This window comes from Gilliamella sp. B2969 (genome assembly GCF_026536195.1).
Taxonomy (GTDB): domain Bacteria; phylum Pseudomonadota; class Gammaproteobacteria; order Enterobacterales; family Orbaceae; genus Gilliamella.
On record NZ_JAFNOP010000002.1, the window covers coordinates 68,003 to 81,682 of the forward strand.

A 13,680-nucleotide genomic window follows, 5' to 3' on the forward strand; every position below is an offset into this window, starting at 1 on the left:
TGTTTGATTAATCAAATAATTAGTAACAATTAAAAAAACAGTGTTTTTATTATGATTATGTTGCCTGAAAAATTTTAATTTTTCAATGTGTTATTGTTGCAAATTGAGATAAATTTTTTCAGCTAAAGATTTAGATATCCCTTGCACTTGTGCAATTTCATCTATACTGGCGTTTTTTAATTCTCGTAAACCACCAAAATGTTTAAGTAATGCTTGTCGGCGCTTTCCGCCCACGCCCTCAATATGCTCTAAAGCACTGTCAGTGAGCTGTTTTACCCCTTTTTTGCGTTGACCAACAATGGCATGATCATGTGACGCATTACGTATTTGTTGAATTAATAATAGTGCAGGGGAATGGTCATCTAAATAGTGTCCTATTCCATGCGCTTCAAAAAAGAGTGTTTCTAATCCTTCTTTACGTTCAGCCCCTTTGGCTACACCAATCAAAATAGGGTGATGTTTATCCCAATTTACATCGAGTTGTTCAAAAACTTGTAGAGCTTGGTTAAGTTGACCTTTACCACCATCGATAAAAATAATATCGGGTATCTTTTCTTCAGGTAGATCTTTTTTGCTGTAACGACGTGTTAACACTTGTTGCATTGCTGCATAATCATCGCCCGGTGTGATGCCGGTGATATTATAACGGCGAAATTCTGATTTAACTGGACCTTTGTCATCAAAAACTACACAAGATGCAATAGTGTTTTTTCCCATAAAGTGACTGATATCAAAACATTCCATGCGATTAATTTTTTTAATCCCTAAAAACGTTTGTAAGGCATCATAACGTTGTTTAATTGTGGAATTTTCTAGCAGTTTATTTTTAACTTCTGTTTGTGCATTGATTGTTGCAATATTCAAAAGTTTTAAATTGTCTCCTTTGGGCTCATCGATCAGTTTAACTTGATGTTCAGCAATAAGTGACAGTGTCTCTTCCATTGGCTGTTTATCGGATAATGAAAAATTGAGTAAAATCTTTTTAGGTATATTACGATTTTGGTTTCCTTGTAAATAAAATTGACCTAAAAATGTTTCAATAACTTCTTCTAATTCCGTATTTGATGGAACTTTAGGGAAGTAGGAGCGATGTCCAAAGGTTTGTCCATTACGTATAAATAATACATAGATACATGCTAAACCGAGTTCATAATGGAATCCAATTACATCAAGATTATCATTATTATTGTAAATGGCCTGTTTTTCATTAATGTGTTTGATAGCTTGTAATTGGTCACGTAATACCGCTGCTTTTTCAAAATTTAATTCGCGGCTTGCTGTTTGCATATCTTCAGTTATTTTTTGTAAAATTTGTTCAGATTGTCCCGATAAAAATAATCTTACATAATTAACCTGTTCGTTATAATCTTCATCACTGACTAACCCTGGTACACAAGGCCCTAAGCATCTTTTTATTTGGTACTGTAAGCAAGGGCGAGTACGGTTACGATAAGTCGAGTTTAAACATTGTCTTATCGGAAACGTTTTTTGCAATAGTGCAAGAATTTGTTTAACTGCATAGCCACTTGGGTAAGGACCAAAAAATTCATCTTTTTTGCGATTAACTGTCCCTCGATAAAGTGATAATTGGGGATGACGTTCTTTACTTAATTTGATGAAGGGATAACTTTTATCATCTTTTAATAGTACATTATAACGAGGTTGATGCTTTTTAATATAAGTCTGTTCGAGTAATAAAGCTTCTGTTTCGGTATTAGTAATAGTAAATTCAACTCGATGAATGTGACTTACCAGTCTATCGGTCTTTAACGTTTTTTTACTATTATTAAAATAGCTTTTTAATCGATTATTGAGATCTTTGGCCTTTCCCACATAAATAATCGTGTCTTTATCATTGAACATCTGATAAATACCCGGTTTATGGGGAACAGTTTTTAAAAAAGATGTCGAATCAAATTGGCTCATATTTATTAGTTTTCGAATGTGAGGGCTTTTTTCTCTATAACTCTCATAATGGTGCTTAATAAACCATTTATCAAGAGATAAATTAAGCCTGCAACAATAAAAATTGAAAAGTCGTAGTAATCACCATTTAATTCATTACTGTATCCCATAATGTCCATTACCGGTATCATAGACGCTAGAGCAGTGCCTTTAACTACAAAAACCACTTCGTTGGAATAGGTTGATAATGATCGTTTTAATGCATAAGGCATAACAACTTTCAACGTCTGCCATTTGTTCATACCTAAAGCTTTACAAGCCTGCCACTGCCCTTGTGGCACTGCTTTTAGAGCCCCATAAAAAATCTGAGTAGTATAAGCTGCACTATTAAGTGTCAGAGCTAAGTAAGCACAAAACCAAGGCGAGGAGATAAGATCATAAAATGCTGGTACATGACTTAACGTTTGACCAAATTGTGATGGTCCATAATAAATTAAAAATAATTGGACTAGCAGTGGTGAACCCGTAAATATAATAATATAGGTTCGAATTGCCTTAGTTAATACTTTCGAATTCAATGATAATAAGCAAGAAAAGATTATTGCTAATAAACCAGCAGATAAGATCCCTAAAATACCCAAACTTAGTGTATTAGGTAACCCCTGTAAAATGATTTTAAGATAGTAAATAAAATTATCAAACATAAATTGACCTTACTGGTTATTAGCAGAATTAGATTGTTCAAAATAGGTTGAGCGTTTTTCGATTCGCCCGATAACTTTTTGGCTTAAAATCGAAATAACCAAGTAAATAATCATAGCAATAAAATACCAGAGAAAGGGTTGATTTGTTCGAGCTATAATTGTTTTCGTTTGCATCATTAAATCATCAATAGCAATGGCTGACACTAGTGCTGTATCTTTTAGTAAAATTAACCATTGATTACTTAATCCAGGTAGAGCATGGCGCCACATTTGAGGCAAAATAATACGGAAAAAAGTACGTGATTTACTTAATCCCAGCACCTGTGCTGCCTGTTTTTGTCCACTTGAAATCGCTTTGAATGCCCCTCGTAATGTTTGTGATGCATAAACAGCATAAAGTAATGATAAGGCAATCACACCACATAAAAAAGGATCGGGTTTTGTATTTTCGATATTCATTTGTAGTGTGAATGATGTAAAACCTAATGATATAGAAAAACCATCATCTAATGCCATTAATAGCAAAGGTAATCCTGTATAAATTGCTACCACTATCAAAAGTTCTGGTAGGGCACGTATGGTTAAGTTAAACAGTGACATTAACCATGCAACTGGTTTAAAAGGAACGGATTCTAAAATTGTAAAAATAAACGCAAAAAACATGCCTACAATTAGCGATATAAACGCTAATGACAAGGTAATAGATGTCGCTTTAGTAAGCGGCAAAATATAACCATCCATTGATGATAAGATCCAGTTCATCCCGTTTGCAAGAAAGTCTGACATAAAAAAACCGTTGTTAAATTAAAAAAATAAACTCGCCGCAAAATATGCGGCGAGGTCATCATAAAGTCTAAATTAAAGTTTAATGATTATTTATTAAACCATTTTTTGTAAATTTCGTCTAATTGACCATTTGCTTTCAGTTTATCAATAGCTTGGTTAAATTGATCACGTAATTTATCGTTACCTTTACGTAATGCTATACCTAAACCTTCACCAAAAAATTCATGATCAGTAATTTTATCACCTAATGCGACAATTTCACTATCTTTACCTAGCCAGTCACCAGCAACAAATGAACTTGCAACAATCGCATCAATGCGTTTGGCTTTTAAATCTAAAAAAGCAAATTGATAACTGTCATAACTTACGGCTTTAACATCAGGATATTTTTCATTCAAATATTTTGAATAAGTTGTCCCTTTTTGTATACCAATTCGTTTGCCTTTTAGTTGATCTAAACTGGTTAATGAATCTTTTAGCGTAATAAATTGAATAGAACTATCATCATAATATATTTTAGTAAAATCCACTTGTTTTTGGCGTTCTGGTGTCACATCAATACCTGCAATTGCAGCATCAATACGGCGAGTTTTTAAACTAGGAATTAATCCATCGAATGATTGATTAACAATATTACATGATGCTTTAATTTCATCACAAATTTTATTAATCACATCAATATCAAATCCAACAATTTCATTTTTTTCGTTGGTAAACTCAAAAGGCGCATAAGTCGCTTCTGTACCAATGGTTAAGGTTTCTGCAGCTTGAGCAGCAAAAGCTGATCCTGCAAGCAAAATGGCTAGTAACGTTTTTTTCATATATCCACCCAATTTTATATTAATTAATGTGATAAATAAGATTTAAATTCTTCGGTTTTTGGATGAGCAAAACATTCTAGTTGTCCTTGCTCAATAATTTTACCGTGTTCCATATAAATCACTTGTGAAGCCACTTTTCGAGCAAAATCAACTTCATGCGTGACAATAATTTGTGTGATCCCTGTTTGGGATAATTCATTAATAATCTCGGCTATTTGCGATGTAATTGCCGGATCTAAAGCCGCAGTTGGTTCATCAAATAATAAAATTTTTGGTTCCATCATCAATGCTCTAGCGATAGCAACACGTTGTTGTTGACCGCCAGATAGATGAAGTGGGTAGCGATGTGCCATTTCATCGATTTGTAACCGAGCTAAAATCGACATAGCTTTGTCACTGGCTTCTTGTTTAGAAAGCTTTAAAACTTGACAAGGCGCCTCAATTAAATTTTCTAGTACTGTTAAATGTGGCCACAAATTGTAGTTTTGAAAAACCATACCAACATTTTTACGTAATTGTCGTATTGTTGATTCACTAATTTTAGTTGAGAAATCAAAATGAGAATCAGCAATTGTCATTTTACCTGATGTTGGAATTTCAAGTAAATTAAATACTTTTAATAAAGAGCTTTTTCCTGCACCACTTTGTCCTAACAAAACAATGGTTTCGCCAAGGGGATAACATAAAGAAACATCATTTAAAGCTTGGTGGGTACCATAAAAACAGTTTATATGGTCTAATTCAATATTCATTATTCGTTTTCTTAAATTCAAATTGACTAAATATTACTTTTTTTTGCATAAAAATGCAATCACAAAAATGAGACAAAAAATTAATTATTGGTTTTGTTCGACATTTTTCATTTTTTTAAGATGCTGATCATCAAAGTTAACGATCAGGGGCAATAATAGGAATGACTGGCCCTAAATATTTTGGTTTTTGATTAAGAATATAAAGATCGACAAAAGCACTGACACGAGCAAACATTTCACGAATTCTTACTAATTTCATATTGTCAGGAGAGGGGACTGCAAAACATTGTGCTTGAATGCCTTGTGCTAATGCAATAAAGATTGCTCGCTCACAATGAAACTCTTGAGTAATAATCGTAAAATCATTGGCATCAAAGACTTTATTTGCTCGAACAACCGAATCAAATGTCCTAAAGCCTGCATAATCAAGAACAATAGATTCTTTTGGAATACCAGCTTTAATCAGATCTTTTTGCATTGTAATTGGTTCATTATAACTGAGTAATGCATTGTCACCACTAAGCAGAAGGTAATCCACTTTACCTTGCCAATAAAGGTTTATGGCACCATCTATGCGATTTCGATAAAATCCATTTATGCCGCCGCCTCGTACATATTTAGATGTACCTAGAACGACACCAATAGCTCGATGCGGTAGTTGATTTTCGTCTTGATAAATATAAGGCGCAGTTTTATAACTGATCCAGTAATCAAGACCAAGAATCAACGTTATTATAATAAAGCAAAATCCGATAAAATAAGCCAATAGCTTTTTTAAGTTCATGCTATAACCAATCAAAAATAAAAACCATTATTGGGAATAAAAAAGGTGCTGTCAATGATGTCATAATACCACATAGTACCAAAGATAAAGAACTGTATGCACCTTCGTTATAATCAACTTCGATACAACGAGCAGTACCAACAGCATGTGAAACCGCACCAATTGCAAGACCTCTTGCTGAAGCAGATTTAATTTTTACCATATTTAATAATTGATGACCAAAGATTCCGCCTAAGGTGCCAACTAGAATAACACAAAGTGCAGCAATTGAAGGGACGCCGCCTTGATTGGATGCGATAGTTACAGCAATAGCTGTGGTTACTGATTTCGGTAAAACTGATGCCGCAATTTCATGACTTCCCCCCAACCAAAATACGATGCATACCCCCGTTATCATTGAGGCGATTGATGCAGTGAAGGTGATTAGCATTATTGATTTCCAGCGTGCTTTGATTTGTGGTATCAATTCGTATAAAGGATAAGCCAATGCGACCACTGAATAAGGTAGTAAGTCATTAATTATTTGTACGTTATTTACATATTGAATATAGCTAGTTTTTGTAATGAGTAAAATAGGAATTAAAACAATGACAGAAACCACCAATGGATTAAATAATGGCGATTTAATTTTTATTGAAATTCTGCGAATAATAAGAAATACACAAAGCGTTAAAGGTAACATCCATATCATGATTGCTTATCCCCATTATTTTCTGATACTGTTTTGGCGGCTTTTATTGTTGATTTATTATGTAAATGTTCTGTCAAAAAGGCCGTTAATAATAAGACAATAATTGAGCCACCCACACTACCAAAAATGATTGGGAGCCAGTTGTCTAATAATAACGAGTAATTATCCATAATCCCCATTGCAGCAGGGATGAATAGCAGGGTCATGTAACGCATGAATAAATTACAACTGTTTTTAATCCAACAAGTTGGAATTAATTGAAAAGCTAATAAGAAAAACAGAATTAGTAGTCCAATAATACTGCCTGGAATCATAATTGGTAATATCAGTGAGATGATATTACCTACCCATAAACAAGCGGTTAATACGAGTAATCCTCGACCATAACTAAATAACGTGTAGTATAAAGAGTATATACGGTGTTTGATTGTGGCATGCTTTGCTAAAAAATGTTTCATAACGTTAATACTAATTAATTTTTCTTTGATAATGATGATCACTTCAAAGTTTAGAAATGATATGAATATTTCTTTATATGATACGCCGCTCAAATTTAATTATCCAACTAAATAATGGCAATAATGATAAAGTTGTTTAATTAAATTCAGTTTTTCAGGTTGTTGTATATAGGTTTGAGCAAGTTGTTCTAATGTTAACAGATAATCTTGGACTTTGGTTATATTCAGTTTATGTTGACAATAATCCTGCCAGATTATACGCTCTTGTTCGGTTAGTATTTGAGGATAATTTCTTGCTTTGTAACGAAAGAATAATGTCTTTAATCGTTCATCATCAAAATTCATTGATAAATTTTCAAGTGATTGAATTGGTGTCGTACGAATAGTTTCACACCGTAATTTATCTTGGTTGTTTAAAAATCCTGCATAAATTTGAGCATCAACATCGCTATTAGCGGAGTAATCATCAGTTGAGTTAAATAGCTCTCTCATCTTGTTTTGTAAAGCGTGTTGATGTTTAAATAACTGTTGCTGTTTGATTAAACATTGCGCTACATTAATATTTAACCTTTGTGCATTTTCAGGTAATAAGGTTTTTAATGGTGCAACGATAGGGCATTTGTTTATATGAATCAGTTTTAATGGGATCCGCGATTCATTTAATGCTAAATCTTCGTTTTTGGTGTACAGTTTTTGCCTTATTTGTTCAATTGGTAAATTAATGATTGAATCGATATCACCAGTAAGATCACAGACAATAACCGCATTATTTTGTGTTGGATGCCAAGCTATTGGACTCACGATGGTTATATTGCCTCGATAACTACCTAACATGCCCGATACATGTATTATTGGTGTCATGTTAATGATGTCTATAAGTTGCGCAACGTTATTTTTATGGCGAAGTTTAAAAAAATAATCAAATAATTTAGGCTGCTTTTGTTTAATTAATTTACCGATAGCGATAGTCGCATAAACATCTGACATCGCATCATGCGCGTGTTCATGTTCAATATTGTTGGCTTTTGTTAAGTGCTCTAAACGAAAACTTGGGAAACCCGCATCATTAATAGGCCAATTGATACCATCAGGTCTTAAGGCGTAACAAGCACGCACAACATCAAGAAGATCCCACCTAGAATTGCCATTTTGCCAACTATAGGCATAAGGGTCATAAAAATTTCGATATAAAATATTGCGAGTCACTTCATCATCAAAACGAAGATTGTTATAACCTAAGATGCAGGTATTGGCTTGGCTGAATGCTTGATGAATTAATTTGGTAAACTCTGCTTCACACAGACCTTTCGAATTTGCTTTTTGTGGTGTAATTCCTGTGATTAATACCGCTTCTGGATTTGGTAAATAGTCTTGAGCAATTTGACAATAGATGACTAAAGGTTCCTCAATGATATTAAAATCACTATCTGTTCTAATTCCAGCAAATTGCGCTGGCCTATCCAAAGCAGGATTGATACCAAAAGTTTCATAATCATGAAAGTAAAAAGTAGGGAATTCGGTGTTGTTTTTCATTTTTATCGTTTTTGCTGCCTTATAGCCGTCAACCAAGTTGCATGATTTTATAATTGATTATTGATATTCAAAATGACAGCTTAATGGCTAAAAAGTAATGTTACTAGTTAATTAGCTGATTATAACAGAATCTAAGTATTTTCTTGGGGATTATTTCATTGAGAATTATATTTTTTGTGACATTGTAACAAATGGTAAGTGTTTCGGGCTTAAATAAACCAATTATGACATAGCGAAAAAAGTAGGTAAAAATGCATTACCCACTTTTATTAAACTACGATTATTAATTGATTTTGTTTTCTTCAAGAAATGTGGATAATTGGTCTTTCCATAAATCCGCTTTCATGGTTGTACTATGTCCACTAGTTTTATCACTGGCAGGGATTAAAAAATATTTAACATTAGGAATTTTTTTTAATGCGTTTTCCATCACGCCAGTTTTTGCAGGGTTTCTTTCATCATCAGCTGAATTGATCACTAATAGATGGGCTTTAATTTTTGTTAAATCGTTCGATGGATCGAAATTTCTTGCTGCATCCCATTGGTATAGAAAATCATTAGTATCCATTGTCACATGTTCATTAAGTTTTTTTGTCAAAATCTGTTCAGTTATTTCGGTATTATATGCTTGGTTTTGCCAGGCGATATCCCCCCCATCGGTTGCAATATTGTAGTAATTATAAACAGTTTGGAACTTTGTCGGCTGTTTATCATAAAAGCCATTATGCCAATCAGGATCGTTTTTAATTGCATTAATGACCATTTTTCGCATTATCCAATTTCGACTAGACATTGCTGCTGGTGTGGATGCTAATGGTACTGCTGCAGTCATAAAATCAGGGTACAGGGTAACCCATTTCCAAGTTTCCATGCCACCCATTGAATTACCAATTATTAGTGTAAGATGTTTTATTCCTAAACCGTTTTTTACAAGTTGATACTGCGCATTTACCATATCGGTATAATCATAATGTGGAAAATCACTTTTTAGACCATCTGAAGGTTTCGATGATTTACCCGTACCAATAGCATCAGGAAGAATAATATAATATTTTTCAGCATCTAAGGGCATACCTTTGTCAAAAAGGGCATGACCAAAACTTTTATTTAACATTGCATTTCCACTTCCCGTTGTACCATGTAAGACTAGCACTGGTTTACCATTTGGGTTACCAAGAGTTGTATAATGTATTCGTAAATTTTCGACCGTGTTTCCATCATTAAATTTGAAATTAGGTATGTTGTAGTCAGCTTCAAGCTGATTATTAAATTCGAGACAAAAGCTAGAAAATGACGTTGTAACAATCGCAATACTTATCATTAATTTTTTCATCAAAGACATAAAGGTTCCTCCTGTAATATTTTTCCGTTTTGCTGATAAATTGTTTAACAAAGATTAAGGTTCATGGGGAGTGAACACTCGTCATATCTCTGATAATTATTTCATCACCCTTTAAATATAACGCTATATAGGAGATAATGCTATGTCTAATTTAAGCTTCTAACAGTCTAATAAATAGAGGAAAAATAAACAGAACCCCATTTTTAAGAAATTTATTATGGCTCAAAACATATAATTAGTTGTTTATTTAATGATAGCTAAATAACAGTAAATAATTTATTGTTAGTTTTTGAAAATAGAATGTCGTATTTGAAACGTTTATTTGCTCAATTTTGTTTAAAATTGAGCAAATTGACTTAATTCTGAGGTGCGGTTTGGATAATATCTGCAAGTTTTTCGAGTGTTATCCTTAAAAATTTAGGCATGGCTTCTATTTCAATCGAGTCCATAAGATTTTTGACATATAAACCTAGTTCAGTATCGCCTTCAACAATTAATCGACGTTGAAAGAATAATGTATCAGGATCTTGTCGTCGAGTTGCTATCATAATTAGATCGTTTGCATTACCTATAAAACTAACATCAGCAATCTCTTCACGACTAACAACTAATTTATTCTCAATCAGACTTACAAACCAGACTAGTTGTAAATCGGTCACTTCGATTTTGAGCCAACGATTTTCTAAAAAATCAAGATCTCCATCCTCAAGTGAATGCTTAAATTGTAATTGTAACAATTGTTCGATAACTTGTTTTTTTAAATTGAAAGGAATACAACGCAACGTTACCCCCAACATTTGAGGCGCTTTGTCGACAAATGTTGAGTGTATTTTTCCTAATAAGTGATGATTGCTAATCATTTATACATCCCCAGAAATCATTTTTTCATAAATATCTAAATCTGTATTTAAATGCTCGAAAACTTCTTCACTCACTTCATTACGAATTTTCATTTGTAATAACGACGTACGCTCTGCACCAATAGCAACTAAACGCATGCGCCTTTCAAGATTTTCGGCTTCAAGTGCTTTTTGTTCTAAGTCCTTCAGTCCCGTTCTACGTCTTAAAGAACCGATAACACGAGAACCGACTTCATTAACAATTTCTTGATCCATGCTGTTTTCAGTTGTTTCTTGTAATAAGTTATTTTGCATTTTTTCTAAACTGACAATGGCTTCTTCGGCCATATGACCTTTTACAGTAAGAATTTCATTATCTTGTTCGGAATTATCTAAAATGACGCTACCTCTTAATAATATCGGTAATATAATCACAGCGGCAATTAATGAAATAAGGATAATGCCTGTTGCTATAAAGACAAGTTGATATCGGCCGCCGATTGTCATTGGAATAGAGAGAACACCGGCAAGGGTTATTGCGCCGCGTACACCTGCAAAAGTTGAAATTAACAAATCTCGGGTTGAATAAGATCGAAATGCAAGAGGGCGTTTGGTACCAAATGGCATTGTTGGCATATGTTTCATTGCCCAAAGCCAAGCGAATCTTGTTCCCATTAAAGCAATGAAGACAAACAGCACAATTAAACATAATTGCCAGACTTCAATGGATGCATCGGTTTGATTCTCAGCAAAAGTATTCGTTAAAATACTTGGTAATTGAATTCCTAATAAAATAAATACAAAACCATTGAACACAAAAGTTAACATTGACCAAGTACTATCTGATTGTAAACGCGCTGTTAAAGGTGCATTTCTCATCATGCCAGATTGATTAACTGTCATGCCGGCGCTAACTGCAGCTAAAATACCTGAACAATGGCATTCTTCGGCAATAATATAAGCAGCAAAAGGAAGTAAGAATAACAGCACAATTTGGATTGCCGGATCATTATGGGTAAGTTTATTTATTTTTCTTAAAATGCGTGCATATAACCAGGTAAATAAAACACCAATAGCTAATCCACCAATGGCAACAACAAAGAATGTCACGCTAATTTGTAATAAATCGAACTGTATCGCGCCTGCGGCGATGGCTATTGCAAAGTTTAATGATACTAAGCCAGATGCATCGTTCATTAAAGCTTCACCTTCAATTATTTCCATTTTTTCTTTTTCGATTCGACCCTTACCGACAATGCCACTTAACGCAACCGCATCGGTTGGTGATAATACGGCAGCCAAAGCCAAACCAGCGGCTAATTGCACATTTGGTAAAATCCAATGTAACAAATAACCCAATGCAATGATGGATATCACCACTAATACTAAGGCCAATCCAACAATTTCTCTGAAATTATAGACGAAATCTTTAACTGATGTTTTTCGACCATCAGCAAAAAGTAAAGGAGGTATAAATAAAACAAGAAATAGTTCTGGATCGAACTTCACATAAACACCAAACGCTGCCAATATACATCCCAACAATATTTGCATAAGTGGTAGTGGAATTTGTATTGGTAACATTTTAACAACGACACCAGAAAGTGATACAATTAATACTATAAGTAAAATTATTGAAAAAAGTTCCATAGCTTGTCTTTTATTTATCCTATAATCCTGTAGTTTTTAGCAATTGATTATATCGGATTTTCAGCTAGATTTCAGGTGAAAATTTCATAAAATTACTTAAATTTTGGTCAGATACCCTTGTGGATAAAAAATTGCGACGCAATTAAAAGGCTTTTTTAATGGAAAATTGGCAAAGAGCATTTATACTTCATACCAGAACTTACAGTGAAAGTAGTCTATTAGCTGATTTATTTGTTGAAAATAAAGGTAAAATAACTATTTTAGCTAAAGGTGCCAGACGTAAAAAATCCGCGTTAAAGGGCATTTTACAACCCTTTACTCCATTAATTGTTCAATATTCTGGTCAAGGTGAAATAAAAACATTACGCCAGGTTGAAGCGGTATCTTTGACACTACCTTTGGTTTCAATTCATTTATATAGCGCTTTTTATTTAAACGAGTTACTCCATCGAGTGTTAGTTGCCGAAACAGAAATGCCTACACTTTTTGATGACTATTTACAAAGCTTACAGCAACTCGCACAGCAAGTTTCTGCTGAAAATGTGTTACGTAGTTTTGAGCTATCTTTATTAGAAAACTTAGGTTATCACGTTGATTTTTTTCATTGCAGTGCAACCGGTGATGATATTGTTGAAACAATGCATTATCAATATCAATCAGAAAAAGGGTTTATTAGTAGTTTACTGCAAAATAGTACTAGTTTTAGTGGTGAACACGTTTTAGCTTTTGGCAAACGTCAGTTTAATAATGAAGATACACTTAAAGCGGCCAAACGTTTTACCAGAATTGCATTGAAACCTTATATAGGTGCAAAACCATTTAAAAGTAGAGAATTATTTTTAAAAATATAACGTCGTAACGTTATTAAAGATAAATATTTTAAATTATAGGTATAATTTTCTTATCAAAATGATTAACTTTATTTAGTTAGCCTATTAACTAAAATATCAAGTTGATTGGCGAATTTTTCGCGGTCCTTACTTGAAAAGGGAGCGGGTCCTTTAGTTTGTATTCCACTTGCTCGCATTGTTTCCATAAAATCTCTCATCACTAGCCGCTCTTTAATTGTTTCTAACGTATAAACTTCACCTCTAGGTGTAAGAACAAAAGCGCCTTTATTTAATACATCTGATGCTAAAGGTATATCAGATGTAATGACCAAATCATTTAATTCAACAAGTTCGACAATTTTGTTATCTGCTTTATCAAAACCATGTTCAACAAGTAATCGAGAAATAAAAGGTGAAGGCGGAATATTTAACCATTGATTAGCAACTAAATTAATTTTGATTGATTTACGAATAGCGATTCGATATAAAATTTCTTTAATTGGGTTAGGGCAAGCATCAGCATCAATCCAAATGTTCATAATAGCATTAACAAACCATTCAACTTAAACAACTATCAATCATAAA

The 13,680-nt window shown here is 33.4% G+C and carries 14 protein-coding genes; 1 reads left to right on the top strand and 13 read right to left on the bottom strand.

The window, feature by feature from the left end:
• Positions 1–90: 90 nt before the first annotated feature.
• The 12 genes from uvrC to J3U66_RS01750 all read right to left on the bottom strand — a co-directional run bounded on the left by uvrC (position 91) and on the right by J3U66_RS01750 (position 12,265).
• Positions 91–1,926, bottom strand: coding sequence for an excinuclease ABC subunit UvrC (gene uvrC / locus J3U66_RS01695; RefSeq protein ID WP_267347712.1), 1,836 nt, complete (start codon positions 1,924–1,926; stop codon positions 91–93).
• Positions 1,927–1,931: 5 nt separating this feature from the next.
• Positions 1,932–2,609, bottom strand: a complete 678-nt coding sequence (artM, locus tag J3U66_RS01700; protein WP_267332849.1) for an arginine ABC transporter permease ArtM — start codon at positions 2,607–2,609, stop codon at positions 1,932–1,934.
• 9 nt (positions 2,610–2,618) lie between these two features.
• Entirely contained in the window at positions 2,619–3,395 is a 777-nt protein-coding gene (artQ, locus tag J3U66_RS01705; RefSeq protein ID WP_267344109.1) for an arginine ABC transporter permease ArtQ, read from the bottom strand.
• 86 nt (positions 3,396–3,481) lie between these two features.
• Complete coding sequence (locus tag J3U66_RS01710) at positions 3,482–4,216, bottom strand: transporter substrate-binding domain-containing protein (RefSeq protein ID WP_267332847.1); 735 nt, start codon at positions 4,214–4,216, stop codon at positions 3,482–3,484.
• Between the two features lie 23 nt (positions 4,217–4,239).
• Entirely contained in the window at positions 4,240–4,968 is a 729-nt protein-coding gene (gene artP / locus J3U66_RS01715; protein ID WP_267347713.1) for an arginine ABC transporter ATP-binding protein ArtP, read from the bottom strand.
• Positions 4,969–5,104: 136 nt separating this feature from the next.
• On the bottom strand, positions 5,105–5,752 hold the full coding sequence (locus J3U66_RS01720; protein WP_267344110.1) for an ElyC/SanA/YdcF family protein: 648 nt from the start codon (positions 5,750–5,752) through the stop codon (positions 5,105–5,107).
• 1 nt (position 5,753) lies between these two features.
• On the bottom strand, positions 5,754–6,443 hold the full coding sequence (locus J3U66_RS01725) for a CidB/LrgB family autolysis modulator (RefSeq protein ID WP_267332845.1): 690 nt from the start codon (positions 6,441–6,443) through the stop codon (positions 5,754–5,756).
• Positions 6,440–6,901: a CidA/LrgA family protein gene (locus J3U66_RS01730; RefSeq protein ID WP_267332844.1), complete on the bottom strand. Its 462-nt coding sequence runs from the start codon at positions 6,899–6,901 to the stop codon at positions 6,440–6,442. Before J3U66_RS01730 ends, J3U66_RS01725 begins: the two co-directional genes overlap by 4 nt.
• Before the next feature lie 99 nt (positions 6,902–7,000).
• Positions 7,001–8,434, bottom strand: coding sequence for an exodeoxyribonuclease I (gene sbcB, locus J3U66_RS01735; RefSeq protein ID WP_267347715.1), 1,434 nt, complete (start codon positions 8,432–8,434; stop codon positions 7,001–7,003).
• Positions 8,435–8,717: 283 nt separating this feature from the next.
• Complete coding sequence (locus tag J3U66_RS01740; protein ID WP_267332842.1) at positions 8,718–9,776, bottom strand: alpha/beta fold hydrolase; 1,059 nt, start codon at positions 9,774–9,776, stop codon at positions 8,718–8,720.
• A 356-nt stretch (positions 9,777–10,132) separates the two neighbouring features.
• On the bottom strand, positions 10,133–10,636 hold the full coding sequence (gene ubiT, locus J3U66_RS01745; RefSeq protein ID WP_267332841.1) for a ubiquinone anaerobic biosynthesis accessory factor UbiT: 504 nt from the start codon (positions 10,634–10,636) through the stop codon (positions 10,133–10,135).
• Complete coding sequence (locus J3U66_RS01750) at positions 10,637–12,265, bottom strand: Na+/H+ antiporter (protein WP_267332840.1); 1,629 nt, start codon at positions 12,263–12,265, stop codon at positions 10,637–10,639.
• A gap of 158 nt (positions 12,266–12,423) precedes the next feature.
• On the opposite strand from J3U66_RS01750, the gene recO reads away from it, so the two are divergent.
• Positions 12,424–13,116 (top strand): DNA repair protein RecO, encoded by a 693-nt coding sequence (gene recO / locus J3U66_RS01755; protein ID WP_267332839.1) that lies wholly within the window; start codon positions 12,424–12,426, stop codon positions 13,114–13,116.
• Positions 13,117–13,184: 68 nt separating this feature from the next.
• Here recO and J3U66_RS01760 read toward each other — a convergent pair whose 3' ends face one another.
• Entirely contained in the window at positions 13,185–13,634 is a 450-nt protein-coding gene (locus J3U66_RS01760) for a YaiI/YqxD family protein (protein ID WP_267332838.1), read from the bottom strand.
• Positions 13,635–13,680: the final 46 nt, after the last annotated feature.